Annotated in this window: 18 protein-coding genes and 1 pseudogene; 9 read left to right on the top strand and 10 right to left on the bottom strand. The window is 70.9% G+C overall.

Translation table 11 applies throughout. The features are described 5' to 3' along the window. Positions 1-17: 17 nt before the first annotated feature. The 3 genes from DK412_RS21475 to panC all read left to right on the top strand — a co-directional run bounded on the left by DK412_RS21475 (position 18) and on the right by panC (position 1,896). Entirely contained in the window at positions 18-395 is a 378-nt protein-coding gene (locus tag DK412_RS21475) for a type II toxin-antitoxin system VapB family antitoxin (RefSeq protein ID WP_109973614.1), read from the top strand. A 109-nt stretch (positions 396-504) separates the two neighbouring features. Next, a complete protein-coding gene (locus DK412_RS21470) occupies positions 505-915 on the top strand; it encodes a type II toxin-antitoxin system VapC family toxin (protein WP_245447161.1) in 411 nt (136 codons plus the stop codon). Positions 916-1,032: 117 nt separating this feature from the next. After that, the gene (gene panC, locus DK412_RS21465) at positions 1,033-1,896 is read left to right on the top strand and encodes a pantoate--beta-alanine ligase (protein WP_109973613.1); all 864 of its coding nucleotides are present in this window, start codon (positions 1,033-1,035) and stop codon (positions 1,894-1,896) included. Positions 1,897-1,938: 42 nt separating this feature from the next. Here panC and dapD read toward each other — a convergent pair whose 3' ends face one another. The 3 genes from dapD to DK412_RS21450 form a co-directional block, all read right to left on the bottom strand. Continuing rightward, positions 1,939-2,784, bottom strand: a complete 846-nt coding sequence (gene dapD / locus DK412_RS21460; RefSeq protein WP_109973612.1) for a 2,3,4,5-tetrahydropyridine-2,6-dicarboxylate N-succinyltransferase — start codon at positions 2,782-2,784, stop codon at positions 1,939-1,941. A 60-nt stretch (positions 2,785-2,844) separates the two neighbouring features. Continuing rightward, positions 2,845-3,297: a Crp/Fnr family transcriptional regulator gene (locus tag DK412_RS21455; RefSeq protein ID WP_109973611.1), complete on the bottom strand. Its 453-nt coding sequence runs from the start codon at positions 3,295-3,297 to the stop codon at positions 2,845-2,847. A gap of 183 nt (positions 3,298-3,480) precedes the next feature. Beyond that, positions 3,481-5,004, bottom strand: coding sequence for a sensor domain-containing diguanylate cyclase (locus DK412_RS21450; RefSeq protein ID WP_109973610.1), 1,524 nt, complete (start codon positions 5,002-5,004; stop codon positions 3,481-3,483). A gap of 239 nt (positions 5,005-5,243) precedes the next feature. On the opposite strand from DK412_RS21450, the gene DK412_RS21445 reads away from it, so the two are divergent. Continuing rightward, positions 5,244-6,335: an alanine racemase gene (locus DK412_RS21445; RefSeq protein ID WP_109975415.1), complete on the top strand. Its 1,092-nt coding sequence runs from the start codon at positions 5,244-5,246 to the stop codon at positions 6,333-6,335. 415 nt (positions 6,336-6,750) lie between these two features. On the opposite strand, the gene DK412_RS21440 is transcribed toward DK412_RS21445, so the two are convergent. Then, positions 6,751-7,437: a response regulator transcription factor gene (locus DK412_RS21440; protein ID WP_093568644.1), complete on the bottom strand. Its 687-nt coding sequence runs from the start codon at positions 7,435-7,437 to the stop codon at positions 6,751-6,753. Positions 7,438-7,697: 260 nt separating this feature from the next. Continuing rightward, a complete protein-coding gene (locus tag DK412_RS21435; RefSeq protein WP_109975414.1) occupies positions 7,698-8,360 on the bottom strand; it encodes a 3'-5' exonuclease in 663 nt (220 codons plus the stop codon). Positions 8,361-8,494: 134 nt separating this feature from the next. On the opposite strand from DK412_RS21435, the gene DK412_RS21430 reads away from it, so the two are divergent. Together DK412_RS21430 and DK412_RS21425 are read left to right on the top strand one after the other, a co-directional pair. Beyond that, positions 8,495-9,028 carry a L,D-transpeptidase family protein gene (locus DK412_RS21430; protein WP_109973609.1) on the top strand — a complete coding sequence of 178 codons (534 nt, stop codon included), beginning with the start codon at positions 8,495-8,497 and terminating at the stop codon, positions 9,026-9,028. Between the two features lie 174 nt (positions 9,029-9,202). Continuing rightward, entirely contained in the window at positions 9,203-9,403 is a 201-nt protein-coding gene (locus DK412_RS21425) for a hypothetical protein (protein WP_093568647.1), read from the top strand. 117 nt (positions 9,404-9,520) lie between these two features. On the opposite strand, the gene DK412_RS21420 is transcribed toward DK412_RS21425, so the two are convergent. After that, positions 9,521-10,204 (bottom strand): YggS family pyridoxal phosphate-dependent enzyme, encoded by a 684-nt coding sequence (locus tag DK412_RS21420; RefSeq protein WP_109973608.1) that lies wholly within the window; start codon positions 10,202-10,204, stop codon positions 9,521-9,523. 166 nt (positions 10,205-10,370) lie between these two features. Between DK412_RS21420 and leuS the strand changes: the two genes are divergently transcribed. The 3 genes and pseudogenes from leuS to holA all read left to right on the top strand — a co-directional run bounded on the left by leuS (position 10,371) and on the right by holA (position 14,808). Then, complete coding sequence (leuS, locus tag DK412_RS21415; RefSeq protein WP_109973607.1) at positions 10,371-12,962, top strand: leucine--tRNA ligase; 2,592 nt, start codon at positions 10,371-10,373, stop codon at positions 12,960-12,962. Positions 12,963-13,215: 253 nt separating this feature from the next. Continuing rightward, the gene (gene lptE / locus DK412_RS21410; RefSeq protein WP_109973606.1) at positions 13,216-13,752 is read left to right on the top strand and encodes an LPS assembly lipoprotein LptE; all 537 of its coding nucleotides are present in this window, start codon (positions 13,216-13,218) and stop codon (positions 13,750-13,752) included. Between the two features lie 28 nt (positions 13,753-13,780). Continuing rightward, a pseudogene (gene holA, locus DK412_RS21405) lies at positions 13,781-14,808 on the top strand (DNA polymerase III subunit delta). A gap of 50 nt (positions 14,809-14,858) precedes the next feature. Here holA and DK412_RS21400 read toward each other — a convergent pair. From DK412_RS21400 to mnmG, 4 genes are read right to left on the bottom strand one after another with little or no spacing between them, the layout of a single operon-like run. Continuing rightward, on the bottom strand, positions 14,859-15,746 hold the full coding sequence (locus DK412_RS21400; protein ID WP_109973605.1) for a ParB/RepB/Spo0J family partition protein: 888 nt from the start codon (positions 15,744-15,746) through the stop codon (positions 14,859-14,861). Between the two features lie 37 nt (positions 15,747-15,783). Then, on the bottom strand, positions 15,784-16,632 hold the full coding sequence (locus DK412_RS21395) for a ParA family protein (protein WP_109973604.1): 849 nt from the start codon (positions 16,630-16,632) through the stop codon (positions 15,784-15,786). After that, on the bottom strand, positions 16,629-17,270 hold the full coding sequence (gene rsmG / locus DK412_RS21390) for a 16S rRNA (guanine(527)-N(7))-methyltransferase RsmG (RefSeq protein ID WP_109973603.1): 642 nt from the start codon (positions 17,268-17,270) through the stop codon (positions 16,629-16,631). Before rsmG ends, DK412_RS21395 begins: the two co-directional genes overlap by 4 nt. Further along, entirely contained in the window at positions 17,267-19,150 is a 1,884-nt protein-coding gene (mnmG, locus tag DK412_RS21385; RefSeq protein WP_109973602.1) for a tRNA uridine-5-carboxymethylaminomethyl(34) synthesis enzyme MnmG, read from the bottom strand. The genes rsmG and mnmG overlap by 4 nt, the downstream gene beginning before the upstream one ends. Positions 19,151-19,176: the final 26 nt, after the last annotated feature.

Genomic DNA, 19,176 nt, shown 5'->3' with positions numbered 1-19,176 from the left:
AGGGCACGGCGGACGGGGTGTCGGCCAGGGTCGTCCCGACAGGGCCTGACCAGCGGGCGACGCCGCCGTGGAGAGGCATCCCGGCTCCGCTTCGCGCGCGTCGATATCACGATCTACATGTCCGCTTCGAGACGATCGATCGGAGAGCCGGCACGACCATCAGTGTCGACAACCCTGAGGCCGGTGCGCTGACGCGCCGATTCGCCGAGCTCGCCGGCGTCGGCATCACCGAAGCGATCGTCATCGCCATGACGGAGGCGTTTGAGCGCCGACGCACCGAGACGCCGCGCGAGACCGCAGCGCGTCCTCGGGCGAAACGTGGCGTGGTGCTCAGTCAGGCGGCACGCGCGCCGCTGCCGCGGGAGGCTTACGACGCGATGTGGGCCGAGCGCTGATGTTCATCGATGCCTCGGCGCCCGTCGCGGTGCTGTCGGACGAACCGGAAGCCGGGCGTGTGTCCGACGCTATCGCCGGCGCCGCCGCACGGGTCACATCGCCGGTCCCGTGCTCGAAGCGGCGCTGTCCCTGACGCGTCCGGACAAGTTCGCGATAACGCTCGCGGCCGTGCAGCCGCTCATCCTGGAGTTCCTCGAAGCAAGCGGGATCGAGATCCGCGACCTGCCCCCGGCCGAGCACGCGACGGCGCTCGCCCTGTCCGCCGCGCATCGCTACCGCGCCGGACGCCGGGGCCCCAACCTCGGCGACTGCCTGCATTCTACATCGGCAAAATACGAGGGCGTGCCGATCTCGGCGACGGCCGACGAGTTCAGGGAGGCCGACCTGGAGACCATTCCGCAGGGTACCGTCCGTTCGACCGACGAACAGGCAGTGCTTCCGATATTTGGTTTTTCCATCACTTTCTTCGAAGACGCACCTTCCGTCCCATCGAGATCGCGCGAGAGCCGCGCCCGATGAGCCGGAACCGGCTCCTTGACCGCGGGAGATGCCCGAACTTCGCATCGCACCACCCTGGCGCCCGATCTCCGCCCCGATTACGCTCCCCGCCCATTCGGCCGACAGGAGCCCCGCGCGATGACACCACTCCCCTCCCCTCCCGCCATCCTCCGGCTGACCGACGTTACGGCCCTGCGGGAACAGCTGCGGGCGTGGCGGGCGGCCGGCGAGGGCGTGGCTCTGGTACCGACCATGGGGGCTTTGCACGAAGGCCACCTGTCCCTGGTGCGGCAGGCGCAGGCCGGGTCGCGGCGGGTCGTGGTCAGCATCTTCGTCAACCCGACCCAGTTCGGTCCGAACGAGGATTTTTCGCGGTATCCGCGCGTCCTGGAGGCCGATCTCGCCCTGCTGGCGGAGGCCGGGGCCGATGCCGCCTTCCTGCCCGAAGTCGCGACCATGTACCCGCCGGGATTTTCCACCACCGTGACGGTGGCGGGGCTGACCGAGGTCCTGTGCGGGCCGGTGCGCCCCGGGCACTTCGCCGGCGTCGCCACCGTGGTGACGAAGCTCCTGCTGCAGGCCCTGCCCGACCGGGCGATCTTCGGCGAGAAGGACTTTCAGCAGCTCCAGGTGATCCGGCGCGCGGTCCGCGACCTCGACATCCCGGTGGCGATCGAGGGCGCGCCGACCCTGCGCGAGCCCGACGGGCTCGCCCTGTCGTCGCGCAACCGCTACCTCTCGGCGGAGGAGCGGCGGGCTGCTCCAGCGATGCACGCGGTGCTGCAACGGGTGGCAGCACGCGTGCGCGGCGGCGCGGACACGGCGCCCGCCCTGGCCGAGGGCCGGGCGGCCCTGGAGGCGGCGGGGTTCGCGCCCGTGCAGTACCTGTCGGTGAACGATGCCGAGTCGCTGGCGCCGCTGGAGCGGGTCGCGGGCCCGGCCCGGGTGCTGGCGGCGGCCTGTCTCGGCCGCACGCGCCTCATCGACAACGTCGCGGTCTGAAGACGACCGCGACGCGCGGAACGTTCAGTCCTGCGGCGGGACCTAGTCCCGCAGGAGCTCGTTGATGCCGGTCTTCGCCCGGGTGCCGGCATCGACGCGCTTGACGATGACGGCGCAGTAGAGCGACGGGCCGGGGGTGCCGTCCGGCAGGGCCTTGCCGGGTTGGGTGCCCGACACCACCACCGAATAGGGCGGCACGCGGCCGTAAGAGACCTCGCCGGTGGCCCGGTCGATGATCTTGGTCGAGGCGCCGATATAGACGCCCATCGAGAGCACGCTGCCCTCGCCGACGATCACGCCCTCGGCCACCTCGGCGCGGGCGCCGATGAAGCAATTGTCCTCGATGATGACCGGGTTGGCCTGGAGCGGCTCGAGCACGCCGGCGATGCCGGCGCCGCCGGAGATGTGGCAGTTCTTGCCGACCTGGGCGCAGGAGCCGATCGTGGCCCAGGTGTCGACCATCGTGCCCTCGCCCACATAGGCGCCGAGATTGACGAAGGACGGCATCAGCACCGCGCCGGCGGCGATGTGGGCGCCCCGGCGCACCACCGCGCCCGGCACCGCCCGGAAGCCCGCGGCGCGGAAGCGCGCGGCGTCCCAGCCCTCGAACTTCGACGGCACCTTGTCCCACCAGCCGCCACCGCCGGGCCCGCCCGGGATCAGCGCCATGTCGTTGAGGCGGAAGGAGAGCAGCACCGCCTTCTTGAGCCACTGGTTGACGTGCCAGTCCTGGTTGCCGGACTTCTCCGCGACCCGCGCCTCGCCCGAATCGAGCAGCGCCAGGGCGGCCTCGACGGCCTCGCGCACCGGCCCGCGCGTGTCGGCACCGACAGTCGCGCGGTCCTCCCAGGCGGCTTCGATGGTCCGGGCGAGATCGGCGTGCGACATGAGAGGCGTCCAGGCGGGAGTTCGGTTCGGCTCCCCTCTACCAAAGCCCCTGCCGTGCTGTCACGTCGGGTCGGCGGCGCGGCTGTCGGCGAAGGCGCGGGTCAGGGCGGCGAGTTCGTCGGCGAGCGCGTCGTGGATCACCGCGGCGGCGTCCGGAAAGACCTCGAGCACCCGGCGCATCACCGCCTGGGTGACGACCATGACCTCGACCGGGGCGTGCCCGGCCCGTGCGGTGGTCGGCCGCTCCACCGGAAAGAACAGGGCGGCCTGGCCGATCAGCGCCGAGGGGCCGGCCTCGACCGGGGCGCCGCGGGGGCCGCGGGGCTCCAGCACCACCGTGCCGCGCGTCACCACGAAGCCGCCCTCGGCGGTCTCGTCGCGGGTGAACAGCACGGCGCCCGGCTCCAGCCGCCGGCGCTCGGCCGCGAACGAGATCAGCCGCAGGGCGTCCCGGTTCATCAGGCCGAACAGCGGCGCCGCCTCCAGAATCGCGATGTCGTCGTCGAGCGCCAACGGCCTCGCTCTCCCTTCCGGCGCCGGCGTCAGATCGCTGAGCGGCCCGGCCAAGCTCTAGAGCATTTTGCGCCGCGCCGGACACCGGTTCGTCGCAGAAAATGCGGCGCGACGGAAGCCGGGGACCCGCGATCCCCCCGTGCGCGCCGCTTCCCTGACGCGACTTGCCTGACGCGACTTGCCTCACGCGACCCGCGCGCCCGCCTCGCGCCCGGGCCGCATCACCACGCGGTCGCGCCCCTGGCGCTTGGCCTCGTAGAGCGCCGCGTCGGCGGCCGAGAAAACCTGCCCGCCGGTCTCGCCGCCCGCGACCTCGGCGACGCCGAGGCTCACCGTGACGATGCCGCCCTCGTTGCCGACATGCGGGATCCGCAGGCGGGCCACCGCCCGGCGGATGCGCTCGGCCCGGGCGACGGCGGCCGGGCCGGACGATCCCGGCAGCAGCACGGCGAATTCCTCGCCGCCGATCCGGCAGGCGGTCTCCGCCGGCTGCCGGACCTGGCGCTGCAGCACCCGGGCGACGGCGCGCAGCACCTCGTCCCCGGCGAGGTGGCCGTAGGTGTCGTTGTAGCGCTTGAACCGGTCGGCATCGAGGAGGACGAGGGACAGGCGCGTGCCGGACCGGGCGGCCTCCTCGCGCATCCGCGCGAAGGTCTCGTCGAAATGGCGCCGGTTCGTCAGGCCGGTGAGCCCGTCGGTCTGGGCGAGGCGGGCGAGGTCGCGGTTGGCGGCGAGCGCCCGCTCCTCGGCGCGGGCACGCCGCTCGAGCTCGCGCTGGAGCACGAGGGTCAGCCCGATCATGCCGGCGCACAGGAACGCCACGAGGACGGCGATCACCAGCGCCCTCGGCCACCACAGGTCGGCGATGGCCTGCGTCGGCACCACCACGACGGCGACGAGCGGATGCGGGCCGATCCGGCTGTAGCTGAACAGGCCCTCGACCGCCTCGGTGTAGCCGGTCGCGACGAACCGCCCCGCGCGGTGCTCGAAGAAGCGCCGGAAATGCGGCGCCGCCGTCAGGTCCTTGCCGATCGCCTCCTCCATCATCGGGCTGCGCACCAGGAGCTCGCCGCTCTCGCGGAAGAACGCGATCCGGGTGCGGTCGCCGAGGCTGAGGCGGCCGAACAACGCGTTGAAGTAGCCGATGTCGATCGTGCCGACGACGACGCCCGCGAAGGCCCCGTCGGCATAGGCGAGACGGCGGCTGAGCGGGATCACCCAGCGCCCGCCCGGCGTCATCCGGAGCGGCTTGCCGATGTAGAGCCCGACATCCTCCCGCTCCTTGTGGATCTGGAAGAAATCGGCGTCGGGAAAGCGCAGCCGGCGGGGCACGATGGCGGTCGAATCGGCGAAGGCCTGCCCCTGCGCATCGAGGGCCAGGATGGCGCCGAGGCCCTTCGCGGTGGCGGCCCGGTCGAACAGCACGGCCTGGCGCAGGCCCGGCGCGATGCCGTCGATCTCCGGACCGTGCAGGCCCTCGACCACGGCCTGGAGCGACAGGTCGTAGAGCTCGATGTTGCGGTCGACCATGTGCTCGACCGCTTCCAGCAGGTTCTGCGACACGCGGCCGACCTGCTCCCAGGCGCTGCGGCGCATCTGCATGACGGTCAGGCCCGAGGCGGCGCCGATCGCCAAGGTGGCGGCGACGATCGCGCCTGCCAGCGTGCGGGACGCGGTGGACGGTCGCCTGCGGGGTCCGGGTTGCATCGACGCTCCGTTGCGCGGTGCCTTGACGATCCCCCCGGTCTAGGCGCGGGACTCTAAGATCGGGTTGCGCCCCGAGGATAACCGGTTCCAGGGATAACCGATCGTTAGGACCGGTCGCGCTCGTGGAGGTGGGCGCCCCATGCCGTTTGCGGATACGATCCGGCGCCGGAGAATCCCGCAGGAGGCACCACGATGCGCGCCGATACGATTCCCTTCAGACCATGCAGGGGCATGCCGCGATGCTGAGCCCCGCTCTGCGCGAGGAGATCGCCCGCCGCCACGGCACGCCCGCGGTCGTCATCGACCTCGACCGGGTGGCCCGCAACATCGCCCGGCTCCAGGCCGCCTGCGACGCGGCCGGCCTCGCCAACCGCCCGCACATCAAGACGCACAAGAGCCCGGTTCTCGCCCGGATGCAGATCGAGGCCGGAGCGCGTGGCGTCACCTGCCAGAAGATCGGCGAAGCCGAGGTGATGGCCCGGGCCGGGATCGACGACATCCTGATCAGCTACAACCTGATCGGCCCGCACGCGATCGGGCGCCTCGGCCGGCTCCTGCGCGAGAGCGCCGCCCGGATCACGGTCGCGGCCGACAATCCGGTGACGGTGGCGGGCCTGCCGGAGGCGGCGCGCGCCGGCGGGCGCAGCCTCGACGTTGTGGTGGAATGCGACACCGGCCGCAAGCGCGCCGGCGTCGAGACTCCGGGCGAGGTGGTGGCGCTCGCCCGCGACATCGCCGGCCGGCCCGGCCTCGCCTTCGCGGGCCTGCTCCTCTACCCCCCGGCCGGCGCCGCCGAGGGCGCGCAGGCCTTCCTCGACGCGGCGCGGGCGGGCCTGGCCGAGCATGGGCTTCACCCCCGCATCGTCTCGACCGGCGGCACGCCGAACCTGCCGGAACTCGGCCGGGTCCGCGGCGCCACCGAGCACCGGGCCGGCACGGTGATCTTCAACGACCGCATGATGATGGCGGCGGGGGTCGCGACGCTCGACGATTGCGCGCTGGCGGTGCTCTCCCGGGTGGTGAGCCGGGCCGGGCCTGAGCGCGGCATTCTCGACGCCGGCTCGAAGACGCTCACCAGTGATTCTGGCGGCGGCCTCGACGGGTTCGGGTTGCTGCCCGACCATCCGGGCGCCCGCGTCGGTGCCTTCGCGGAGGAGCACGGTTTCCTCGACCTCGCGGCCTGCGCGGAGCGGCCCTCGGTCGGGATGCTGGTCGAGGTGGTGCCCAACCACGTCTGCGTCGTCGTCAACATGGTCGACGAGCTGGTGTCCGTGCGGGGTGGGGATATCGTCGGCACGCTGCCGGTGGAGGCGCGGGGGATGATCGCGTGAGCGCATCCTGACGGCGGGCGCCGCCCTGCAAACGACGATTCTGCCACCCTCAGGGTCATCCCGGGGCTCGCCGAAAGGCGAGAACCCGAGATCCAGATCATAGGTGGGCGAGGATGACATGGACCGCCACGGTGCGCGCAGACGATCGGAAGCCTCCTCCCTTTCCCGGACGACTGCAGCGTCAGCGGAAGGAGATCCGGGATCCAGCACAAGAACTCGCGAAGCGCCCGCTTGTCCGCGACGTTGCAATAGCCAGAGCCGCTACGCGGCACTTCTCCCCTGGACCCCGGATCTCCTTCCACTTCGTTCCAGTCGTCCGGGAAAGGGGGAGAATATGAAGCCAGGAGGAGAATGCGTGCCAGCCGGGACGGGGTCGCGACTGTTCGAGGACCACCCCCTCGCCACGGGCTCAAGGCTACGGCAGCAGCTTGTACCCCCCGCCCTCCGTCACCAGGATCGAGGCGGTGGCCGGGTTCGGCTCGATCTTCTGGCGCAGGCGGTAGATGTGGGTCTCAAGGGTGTGGGTGGTGACCTGGGCGTTGTAGCCCCACACCTCGGCGAGCAGCGTGTCGCGCCCCACCACCTGCCGTCCGGCGCGGTAGAGGAAGCGCAGGATCGCGGTCTCCTTCTCGGTGAGCTTCAGCTTCGAGCCGCGCTCGCCGACGAGGAGCTTGGCGCCCGGCCGGAAGGTGTAGGGGCCGATCTGGAACACCGCGTCCTCGCTCGCCTCGTACTGGCGCAGCTGGGCACGGATGCGGGCCAGCAGCACCGCGAACTTGAACGGCTTCGTCACGTAGTCGTTGGCGCCGGCATCGAGCCCCTGCACGGTGTCGGAATCAGACGCCTGGCCGGTCAGCATGATCACCGGGCCGCGAAAGCCGCCCTGGCGCATCTGCCGCACCGCCTCGCGCCCGTCGAGGTCGGGCAGGCCGACATCCATCACCACGAGGTCGACGCGCTCGGCCGCGACCCGGTCCATCGCCCCGCGCGCGGTCTCGGCGGTGACCACCTCGAAGGCGTCCGAGAGGGCGAGCTGCTCGGTCAGGGTGTCGCGCAGGGTCGGATCGTCGTCGACGACGAGCAGGCGGTGGGCGTTCGACATCGAACCGGCACTCTCGAGGGAAGGCGGGCGGGCTCTCTAGAGCATTTTCCGACGAAGTGGATATCGGTTCGTCGAAGAAAATGCGGCACAATCAAAAACCTAGAGCATCCTCCGGTCGCAACGCGATCGGAGGATGCTCTAGGTCCCGTCCGCCGGGCCACGGTCCCGGACGGACCGCAGCCTGGCAGCGTGCGGGGCAGAGTAGCGGAGCGCCAAGCCGCGGCAAGGCCCGGGCCCCGTCCTGTCCACGGCGCTCGCCCTCAGGCCCGGGGTGGCAAAGCGCCATCCGGGCGCGGCGGAACGGGCCGCAGGTTGCTCGGCGCGGCGAGATCCGGGCGCGCCACCGCCACCGGGCAGGCCTGGAGCCAGAGATAGGCCCGGAGCGCCAGCCAGGCATCCTCCAGCGCGCCGTGGTGGGCCCCGACCCGGGACAGGCCGATGCGCCGGCACACGACGTCGAGGGCCGCCCTCCCTTTCTCGCCCCGGCGGCGATAGGCCTCCATGGTGCAGTAGACCTTCGTGGAAACCGGGGCGAGGCCGGCGGCGGCGAGCTCGCGGTTGAGGAAGCCGAGGTCGAAGGCGGCGTTGTGGGCGACGATCAGGTCGGCTCCGGCGAGAAGGTCCGCGAGGGCGCCCGCATGGGCGGCAGCCGGATCCTGGTGGCGCAGCAGCCAATCGTCGTAGCCGTGCACCGCCTCGGCCCTCGGGTGGCTCGCCCGGCCGGGATCGAAGATCAGGTGATGGCAGGCGATCTCCGGCGCGCCGTCGGCGAGGGTGGCGGTGGCGAGCGCGACGGCCCCGACGCTCACCACCCGGTCGGTCTCGGCCAGCCCCGTCGTCTCGACGTCGACCGCGACGAGGCGCGGCGGCAGCCAGCCGAGCCAGTCCGGCGCGGGATCGGGGAGCGGGATCGGCGAGGACATCGGCGCGGAGGACATCGGCGAAGACATGGGGGCCGGGGGGCTCGAACGGGGCGGCACGGCATTCTCCGCCGGGCCGGGCGCCCTGTCACGCTCCCCTCGACGGGCCCGGAGCCGGCGCCGTAGAACGGAATCCCATGAAGCGCATCACTCTCCCGCACCTGCGGGTCCGCCCGAACCCCCTCGACCGGCGCCGCGGCACGCTGATCGCCGGCCCGGTCCTGATTCCCTGCGCCCTCGGCAAGGGCGGCCAGACGCGGACCAAGCGCGAGGGCGACGGCGCCTCGCCCCGCGGGACGTTCCGCCTGCGCGGCGGCTTCTACCGGCCGGATCGGCTCGGCGTACGGCCCGCGACCCCCCTTCCCCTGCGCCGCATCCGCCCGCAGGACGGCTGGTGCGACGAGCCCCGCGACCGGCGCTACAACCGCCCGATCCCCCTGCCCGCCCCCGGAATCAGCGCGGAGAAGATGTGGCGCGACGACGGGCTCTACGACCTCGTCATCGACCTCGACTACAACCGTGGCCCGATCCGCCCGGGCCGCGGCAGCGCCATCTTCCTGCACGTCGCCCGCCCCGGGTTCCGGCCGACCGAGGGCTGCGTGGCTTTGCGCCGCCCCGACCTCGTCCGGCTCCTGCGCCGCCTCGGGCCCGGTACAAGGATCACCATCTAGGCAAGCTGTTCTTCGGCAAGGCGGACAATTCGAGAGAATTTTCTTCTCGTTCTATGCTGCGGAGCACAAAAAACTCTTTGATTTTGGTAACGCTGCCACACTCGCGCTGCGGGAAAACATCCTGTAGGGTCCAGCTGCCACACAAAAACCGCATCGGACGCAGGGAGAAGACGCATGCTCGACGCCTACACCGCGACCGAGATCGTTCGAGCCCGACAGATTCACGCGGCGGAGGGCGCCCGCGGTACCCTCTGGGACAGCACCGCCCGCTATCGCGACGGGCTGCCGAACTCCCCGATCCTGCTCACGGACGAGGACCGCGTCCGCTTCCTGGAGCAGGCGCGGGAGGAGATCCGCTGCCTGCATGCCAATTGACATGATACGTCAAAGCATTTTCCGACGAAGTGGATGCCGGTTCGTCGGAGACAATGCGGTGGGATCGATAACTCAGAGACGCGCCCGATCGCGTTGCGATCGGGCGCGTCTCTGGCGTCAGCCCCTCGGCTGGCGCGCCCCGAAGATCGCGCTGCCGACCCGCACATGGGTCGCGCCCATCTGGATCGCCGCCGGGTAGTCGGCGCTCATCCCCATCGACAGGACCGGTAGGGCGTGGCGGCGGGTGATCGCCGCCAGCAGGCCGAAATGCGCCGAGGGCGGATCCTCCGCCGGCGGGATGCACATCAGCCCCGAGACCGTGAGGCCGTGCGTCTCGCGGCACTCGGCCAGGAAAGCGTCGACCGCGCCCGGCGCCACGCCGCCCTTCTGCGGCTCCTCGCCGGTATTGACCTGGACCAGCAGGCGCGGGTGCCGGCCGCTGCGCTGGATCTCCTTCGCCAGAGCGGCCGCGAGCGACGTGCGATCGAGGGTGTGGATCACGTCGAACACCTCCACCGCCTCGCGCGCCTTGTTGGATTGCAGCGGGCCGATCAGGTGCAGCTCGACGTCCGGAAACGCCTCGCGCAAGGCGGGCCACTTCGCCTTGGCCTCCTGCACGTAGTTCTCGCCGAACAGGCGCTGGCCCGCCTCCAGCGCCGGGCGGATCCCGTCCGCGGGAACCGTCTTCGAGACCGCGATCAGCGCGATGGTTGCCGGATCGCGCTCGCTGTCCTCGGTGGCCCGAGCGACGGCCTCCCGCACCTCGGCCAGATTCGACGTGACGGTCTGCGGGTCGATCATGACCGGCTGCCTTTCCGCTTGATTGTTGACCCTCGGGACCAAACCGTGTCCTAGTCCGCCGGCGCCGCGCCGAGCAAGCTCAACCGTTTGCGGCCGTGACGTTTTCCCTTCATCCCTGCCGCCGGTGCTCTCGGCGCCGGCGCCGACCGGTCGCAAAGACGCCGCCATGGCCGAACGTTACAACGCGAAGGATTCCGAGCCCCACTGGCAGCAGGTGTGGGCCGAGCGGGAGATTTTTCGCACCCGCAACGACGATCCGCGCCCGAAATACTACGTGCTCGAGATGTTCCCCTACCCGTCGGGGCGCATCCATATGGGTCACGTGCGCAACTACGCGATGGGCGACGTGGTCGCGCGCTACAAGCGCGCCAAGGGCTTCAACGTCCTGCATCCGATGGGCTGGGACGCCTTCGGCCTGCCGGCCGAGAACGCCGCGATGCAGAACAAGGTCAACCCACGGGACTGGACCTACGCCAACATCGCGACGATGCGGGCGCAGCTGCAATCGATGGGCCTGTCGCTGGACTGGAGCCGCGAGATCGCAACCTGCGATCCGGAATACTACAAGCACCAGCAGCGGATGTTCCTCGACTTCCTCCAGGCCGGTCTGGTCTCGCGCCGCACCGCCAAGGTGAACTGGGACCCGGTCGACCACACCGTGCTCGCCAACGAGCAGGTCATCGACGGGCGCGGCTGGCGCTCCGGCGCGCTCGTCGAGCAGCGCGAGCTGACCCAGTGGTTCTTCAAGATCACCGACTTCGCCCAGGACTTGGACGACCGGCTCGACACGCTGGAGCGCTGGCCGGAGAAGGTCCGGCTGATGCAGCGCAACTGGATCGGCCGCTCGGAAGGCCTGGAGCTGCGCTTCGCCCTGGAGAGCGCACCCGAGGGCGCCGCCCGCGACGTCACCGTCTACACGACCCGGCCCGACACCCTGTTCGGTGCGAAGTTCCTGGCAGTCGCCGCCGACCATCCGCTCGCTGCGATGGTCGCGAAGGACAATCCGGCGCTGCAGGACTTCATCGCCGAGTGCCGGCGCATGGGCACGGCGCAGGCCGCAATCGACACGGCAGAGAAGCTCGGCTTCGACACCGGCCTCAAGGTGCGCCATCCCCTCGACTCGTCCTGGACCCTGCCGGTCTACGTCGCGAACTTCGTGCTGATGGAGTACGGCACCGGCGCGGTGTTCGGCTGCCCGGCCCACGACCAGCGCGATCTCGACTTCGCCAACAAGTACGGCCTCGGCAACACGCCCGTCGTCTGTCCGCCCGACCAGGATCCCGCCGGCTTCGTGATCACCGACACCGCCTATGACGGCGACGGGCGGATGATCAACTCGCGCTTCCTCGACGGGATGGACACGGATACGGCGTTCAAGACCGTCGCCGACCGCCTGGAGGCCGAGCGCCTCGACGGCGCCCCGGTGGGCCGGCGCCGGGTGCAGTTCCGCCTGCGCGACTGGGGCGTCTCGCGCCAGCGCTACTGGGGCTGCCCGATCCCGGTGATCCACTGCGACGCTTGCGGCGTGGTGCCAGTGCCGGTCGAGGACCTGCCGGTGCGCCTGCCGGAGGAGGTCTCGTTCGACGTGCCCGGCAACCCGCTGGAGCGGGATGCGGCCTGGCGCAACGTGCCCTGCCCGTCCTGCGGCGCGCCGTCCCGGCGCGAGACCGACACGATGGACACCTTCGTCGACTCGTCCTGGTACTTCGCCCGCTTCACCGCGCCCTGGCTCACGGACGCGCCGACCGACAAGGCGGTGGCCGACCATTGGCTGCCCGTCGACCAGTATATCGGCGGCATCGAGCATGCGATCCTGCACCTGCTCTATTCCCGCTTCTTCATGCGGGCGATGCGCAAGACCGGCTGGGCCGGGCTCGACGAGCCCTTCGCCGGCCTGTTCACGCAGGGCATGGTGGTCCACGAGACCTATCGCGACGAGGCCGGCGCCTGGGTGCAGCCGGTCGATGTCAAGGTGGTGACCGAGGACGGCGCCCGCAAAGCGTTTCACGTGAAAACCGACGCCCCGATCGCCATCGGGGCGATCGAGAAGATGTCGAAGTCGAAGAAGAACGTCGTCGACCCCGACGACATCATCGCCTCCTATGGCGCCGACACCGCCCGCTGGTTCATGCTCTCCGACTCGCCGCCGGAGCGCGACGTGATCTGGACCGAGGACGGCGTGCAGGGCGCCTCGCGCTTCGTCCAGCGCGTCTGGCGCATGGTGAGCGAGGTGGCCGAGGGCGGTACCGAGCCCGCCGGCACGGGCAGCGAGGCGGTGCTGAAGGCGGCGCACAAGGCGCTGAACGCGGTCGGCGAGGATATCGAGCGCCTGCGCTTCAACCGCTGCGTCGCCCATGTCTACGAGCTGGCGAACAGCCTGCAGGAGGCGGTCAACGCCGAGCGCGGCCACGCCCCCTCCCCTGCCCTGCAGGAAGCGACGCGGATCCTGGTTCAGCTCATCGCCCCGATGATGCCGCACCTCGCCGAGACCTGCTGGACGGCGCTCAAGCAGGGCGGCCTGGTGGCGGAGGCGGCCTGGCCCGCGGTCCGGCACGAGTTGCTGGTCGAGGACAGCGTGACGCTGCCGGTGCAGATCAACGGCCGCAAGCGCGCCGACGTCACGGTGCCACGCGACGCCGATCAGGCAGCCGTGCAAGCGGCCGTGCTGGCGCTCGAGCCGGTTCAGCGGGCGTTGGAGGGCAAGGCGCCGCGCAAGGTGATCGTGGTGCCGCTGCGCATCGTCAACATCGTGGTCTGATCGATCGCGCATCCCGGCAGGGTTCAGGGCCCGGCGATCGAAGGATCGCCGGGCCCTTTGTTTATCCGCGACATCCCCGATTTCCCGCCCTGGTCCGACGCGCGCCCTGCTGCTGCCGCAGAGACTCTTTAGGTCCGGTCCGCTAGTCTGCGGCGCGACCCTGAAGGCCTCGTCTGCCCCCTTGGCAGGGCCTCAGCGTAGCGGTAACGGCATCAGCGTCGCGGCGAGATCTTTGGTGGCAGGACGGACCTTCATGGCAGGCAGCACGGCGAAGACGGCGCGGAACCTCACTCTCGTCGCCACCCTGGCGCTCGGCCTCTCGGCCTGCTTCCGGCCGCTCTACGGGCCGACCGCATCGGGCGCGCCGTTGAGCGCCGTGCTCGCCTCGATCCAGGTCGAGCCGGCGAAGACCGCCCAAGGCCAGGAGCGCCTCGGCCACTACCTGCGCAGCGAACTGGTCTTCGACCTCGACGGCTCGGGCCAGCCGTCCGAGAAGAAGTACCGCCTGACCCTCGCGGCGAGCGAGACGGTGCAGACGCCGATCGTCAGCTCGATCACCGGCCGGGCCGAATCGGCGACGCTGCTCGGCACCGCCTCCTACAAGGTGCAGACGCTCGTCGGCGACCGCATCATCACCGAGGGCGTCGCCCAGGGTACCGCGACCTACGACCGCTCGGCCCAGCGCTTCGCCAGCCTGCGCGCCGCCCGCGACGCCGAGATCCGGCTCGCCAAGCTCCTCTCCGAGCAGATCAAGACCCGCGTCGCCGCGATCCTGGCGACCCAGCCCTGAGCCCGCGCCCGATCGCCGGAGGCGTGTCATGACCGCCGTGAAGGCCGGCGAGGTCGAGGGGCTGCTGCGCCGCGGCCCCGACCCGCGCATCGCCGTGATCCTGGTCTACGGCCCGGATACCGGCCTCGTCACCGAGCGCGCCCGCCTGCTCGCCGAGAAGGCGGTCGACGATCCCTCCGACCCGTTCGCGCTGGTGAAGATCGACGGCGACGTCCTGGCGAGCGATCCCGGGCGCCTGATCGACGAGGCCGGCACGGTCGGTCTGTTCGGCGGCAAACGGGCGGTCTGGGTGCGTCCCGGCAGCCGCAACTACGCCCCGGCAGTCGAGGCGGTGCTGAAGCAGGACGGCTTCGACACCCGCATCGTGGTCGAGGCCGGCGATCTCGCCAAGTCGGCCCCGTTGCGGGTCGTCTGCGAGCGCTCGCCCAAGGCGCTGGCCATCCCCTGCTATCCGGACGATGCCGGCACCCTCGCCGACCTCGTCGAGCGTACCCTGCGGGCCGACGGTCTGCGCATCACCCGCGACGCCCGCGACCTCCTCGTCAGCGGCCTCGGCGGCGACCGGCGGGCGAGCCTCGGCGAGATCGAGAAGCTGGCGCTCTACGCCCGCGGCCAGGACGAGATCGGCATCGACGACGTCGAGGCGATCGGCAGCGACGTGTCGGGATCGATGCTCAACGCGCTCATCGACGCGGCCTTCGCCGGGCGGGTCTCCGAGACCGAGCGGGCCTATCGCCGCTTCCAGATCGAGGGCATGGACGCCTCGGTGATGCTCGGGGGGCGCTCCGCCACGCCCTCACCCTGCTCGCCACCCGCCTCGACGGCGAGGGCAAGAGCCCGAGTGCGATGGTGGCGGGCTGGCGCGGCCTTCACTTCCGGCGCCAGAAGATCGTCGAGACGCAGCTCGCCCGCTGGAGCCCGGCTTCCTTACGCCGGGCGGTGTCGCTGCTGCAGGAGGCGGTGCTCGGGGCCCGCCGAGCGGGCGGCGACTTCTCGCACGCGGTCGCGGCCGATCTCTTCCTGCGCCTCGCCAGCGAGGCGGCAAGGCGGGGCTGACGGGCCCCCTGCCCTGTTCGCGGCCGGGCTCATCCGCCCGGCCCGATCCTTCACATTTCCAGGCGCCGGCACAGCCCGTCGAGCTGGTCGAGGCTGGTGTAGCGCAGGCGCACCTCACCGCCGGCGCCCTTTGCGTCGATCGACACCACGACCCCCAGAACATCCTCCAGGCGACGCTCCAGGGCGCGGGTATCGGCGTCCTTCTCCACCGCGGCCTTGCGCGGCCGGCCGGGGCGCGGGCCCGTGCCGGTCTGCTCGCCGGCGGCCAAGGCCTCGACCTCGCGCACCGTCATGCCATCGTCGATGACCCGGCGGGCTACGGCCTCCGGATCCTTGACGGCGAGGAGCGCCCGCGCGTGACCGGCGGTGAGCGTGCCGGCGATGACGTGGTCCTGTACGCCGGGCGGCAGTTGCAGCAGGCGCAGGGTATTGGCGAGGTGGCTGCGGCTCTTGCCGATGATCTCGGCCAGCTCGGTCTGGGTGTAGCGGAACTCGCTCATCAGCCGCTCGTAGCCCGCCGCCTCCTCAATGGCGTTGAGATCGGCGCGCTGGACGTTCTCCAGGATGGCGTATTCGAGCGAGGTGCGGTCGTCGATCTCGACCGTGACGACCGGTACCTCGTGCAGGCCAGCCCGCTGCGCCGCGCGCCAGCGCCGCTCGCCGGCAACGATCTCGAACGCGTCCGGCACGTTGGCGAGCGCCCGGACGACGATCGGCTGGATCACCCCGCGGGTGCGGATCGAGGCCGACAGCTCCTCGAGCTCGGTCTCGGCGAAGTGGCGACGCGGGTTGCGCGGGTTCGGCCGCAGGAACTCGATCGGTACGCGTCGCTGGCCGGCCTTCGGCTTCTCGGGAGCGGCCGGAGTTTCCTCGCCGAAATCACCGATCAGCGCCGCGAGACCCCGCCCGAGGCGAGGTCGCGCTCCCTCCTCCGCCATACCCTTCATCCTCTCCATAGCTCCACTGTGTACGCCGTCAGGCGGCGGCCGGCAGACGGCCTTCCCGCTGGATGATCTCGGAGGCGAGCCGCAGATAGGCCTGCGAGCCGGCGCATTTGAGATCGTAGAGCAGCACCGGCTTGCCGTGGGACGGCGCCTCGGAGACGCGCACGTTGCGGGGGATCATGGTCTCGTAGACCTTGTCGCCCATGAACTCGCGCACGTCAGCCACGACCTGCGCCGACAGGTTGTTGCGCGGATCGAACATCGTCAGCACCACGCCCTGGATCGCCAGGCGCGGATTGAGGGCGCTCTTGACCTGCTCGACGGTGCGCAGGAGCTGGCTCAGGCCCTCCAGGGCGAAAAACTCACATTGCAGCGGTACCAGCACCGCGTGGGCTGCTGCGAGCGCATTGAGGGTGAGCAGGTTGAGCGAGGGCGGGCAGTCGATCAGCACGTAGGTGAAACGCTGGTCCTCCGGCACCTCGCTCCGGTCGAGCGGCTCGAGCGCCCGGCGCAGGCGCTGCGCCCGGTCCGGCGCACTTGCCATCGCCATCTCGAGGCCCAGCAGATCCATGGTCGAGGGGATGAGCGAGAGGCGTGGAACCGCCGTGACCTGTACCGCATCGGCGAGCGGCGCTTCGCCCGCGAGCACGTCGTAGGTCGAGAGACGGCGCTGGCGCCGGTCGATCCCGAGGCCGGTCGAGGCGTTGCCCTGCGGGTCGAGATCGACGATCAGGACGCGTTCGCCGATCGCCGCGAGCGCCGTGCCGAGGTTGATCGCCGTCGTGGTCTTGCCGACGCCGCCCTTCTGGTTGGCGAGCGCGATGATGCGCAGGGGTCGCGGACTGCCGCTCGCCTGCGACTCGGGGGATTCCGCGATCATGGGAGTAGGCCGCTCACGCTGGAGACGCGGACGATTCTGGCCGCAGAATCGGTCCGGCTCGGGATCAGATCCGCGGTGAATCTCCACCTTTCCTCCGCCTCGGTCAATTCGGTTAAGACATCACGCCCTTTCGGAAAAAGCCCGGTGGCGCCTTTTTTCAACAAGGGTTCGGTCCATTCGAGGAGCTGCGGCAGCGGCGCGAGGGCTCGCGCCGTCACGATCTGCGAATCAGTGAAGCCCGCGATCACGCTCTCGATCCGGGCGACATGGATCTTCGCCGGTGCGCCGGTGAGCCGGGCGGTCTCCTGCAGGAAGGCGCCCTTGCGGCCGTTGCTCTCGACGAGATCGACGCGAAAGCCCGGCCGCTCGCGACCGGCGATAGCCAGGATCAATCCTGGAATGCCGGCGCCGCTGCCGAGATCGAGCCAGCGCGTCGCCTCAGGGGCGAGTGCCAGGAGCTGGAGCGAGTCGGCGACGTGTCGGGTCCAGACCTCGGCCAACGTCGAGGGGCCGACGAGGTTCTTGATCGATTGCCAGCGCGTCAGCTGCGCGACGTAGAGATCGAGCGCCGTGGCTGTTTCACGTGAAACGCCGGCCTCGCGCAGGACGGCGTCGCGGCCGGGAGGCGGGTTCTTCATGCGACCGGATCCAGGGTGGCCGTGCCGCGCCGAGCATGGGCGGCGAGCAGCGTGAGAGCAGCCGGTGTGACCCCTTCGATCCGGGCGGCCTGGCCGAGCGTGAGGGGACGGACCTTGTCGAGCTTCAGCCGCAGTTCGTTCGATAATCCGGCGATGCTGCCGTAATCGAGCAGGGCCGGCAGGGCGATGGCCTCGTCGCGCCGGAACGCCGCGATGTCAGCCCGCTGCCGGTCGAGATAGACCGCGTAGGTCGCGTCGGTACACAGGCGGTCGGCGAGGGAAGGGGGGACGGCCCGAAGCTGCGGCCACACCTCGGCGAGCCGATCCCAGGTGATCTCCGGATAGGAGAGGAGCTGGAACGCCGACCGGCGGATGCCGTCGCGGTTGAGGGCGATGCCGTGGCGCTGCGCCTCCGTCGGCGTCAGGCTCAACTCGTCCAGCCTCTGCCGCGCGATCTGGAGCGCTTCACGGCGTGCCGCATCGTGCGCGGCGCGAACCGGTGAAACGCAGCCGAGGGCGAGGCCGCGGCCGGTCAGGCGTTCGTCGGCATTGTCGACCCGGAGGCTGAGCCGATACTCCGAGCGCGAGGTGAACATCCGGTATGGTTCGCTGACCCCGTGGGTCACGAGGTCGTCGATCATCACGCCGAGATAGGACTCGGCCCGGTCGAACACCGCGAGATCCGCCGCGCCGGCGAGCCGGGCGGCGTTGAGCCCTGCGACCAGCCCCTGGCCGGCTGCCTCCTCGTAGCCGGTGGTTCCGTTGATCTGACCGGCCAGGAACAGGCCGGCGATCCGACGGGTCTGCAAGGTCGGGTCGAGCTCGCGCGGATCGACGTAGTCGTACTCGATTGCGTAGCCGGGGCGCAGGATCGCCGCACGCTCGCAACCGGGCAGCGACCGGACGATGCCGGCCTGGACGTCCTCGGGCAGGGAGGTCGAGATCCCGTTCGGGTAGACCGTCGGATCGTCGAGACCCTCCGGTTCCAGGAAGACCTGGTGACCGTCGCGGTCGCCGAAGCGCACCACCTTGTCCTCGATCGATGGGCAGTAGCGCGGCCCGCGGCTGGTGATACCGCCGGAATACATCGCCGAGCGATGAAGGTTGGCGCGGATCAGATCGTGCGCCGCCTGACCCGTTCGGGTGACGCCGCACTCGATCTGCGGCGTGGTGATGCGCTCGGTCAGGGTCGAGAACGGCACCGGCTCGTCATCGGCGGCCTGCTTGTCGATGCCATGCCAGTCGATGGTGCGGCCATCGAGGCGCGGCGGCGTCCCGGTCTTCAGGCGGCCGAGGGCGAAGCCGTGCCGGTCGAGAGTCGCCGAGAGGCCGAGCGCCGGCCCTTCACCGATTCGGCCGGCCGGCGTGGTGAACTCGCCGATATGGATCAGGCCGCGCAGGAAGGTGCCGGTGGTGAGGACCACGGCACGGCAGGGGAGGGTGCGGCCGTCGGCGAGCACAGCGCCGGCCACGCGCCCTTCGACGATGGTGAGATCGGCGACCTCACCCTCGACGATCGTCAGATTGGGCGTTTCGCACAAGGCAGCCTGCATCGCTCGCGCATAGAGCTTGCGGTCGGCCTGAGTCCGCGGCCCGCGCACGGCCGGCCCCTTGCGGCGGTTGAGCAAGCGGAACTGAATCCCGGCCCGGTCGGCGACGCGGCCCATCAGCCCGTCGAGGGCATCGACCTCGCGCACGAGGTGTCCCTTGCCGAGGCCGCCGATGGCCGGGTTGCAGGACATCGCCCCGAGCGTGTCGCGGCGGTGGGTGACCAGCAATGTGCGTGCGCCGTAGCGCGCGGCCGCCGCGGCCGCCTCGGCGCCCGCGTGTCCGCCGCCGACGACGATCACGTCGCAGGGGAGAGAATCGTCAGTGAGCATGCGGTGATTAGGCGGCCTCCTGCGGC

It is taken from the genome of Methylobacterium sp. 17Sr1-1, from assembly GCF_003173775.1.
Classification (GTDB): Bacteria; Pseudomonadota; Alphaproteobacteria; order Rhizobiales; family Beijerinckiaceae; genus Methylobacterium.
Note: the sequence above shows the minus strand (reverse complement) of the source record. Positions and strands in the feature narration are given on the sequence as shown.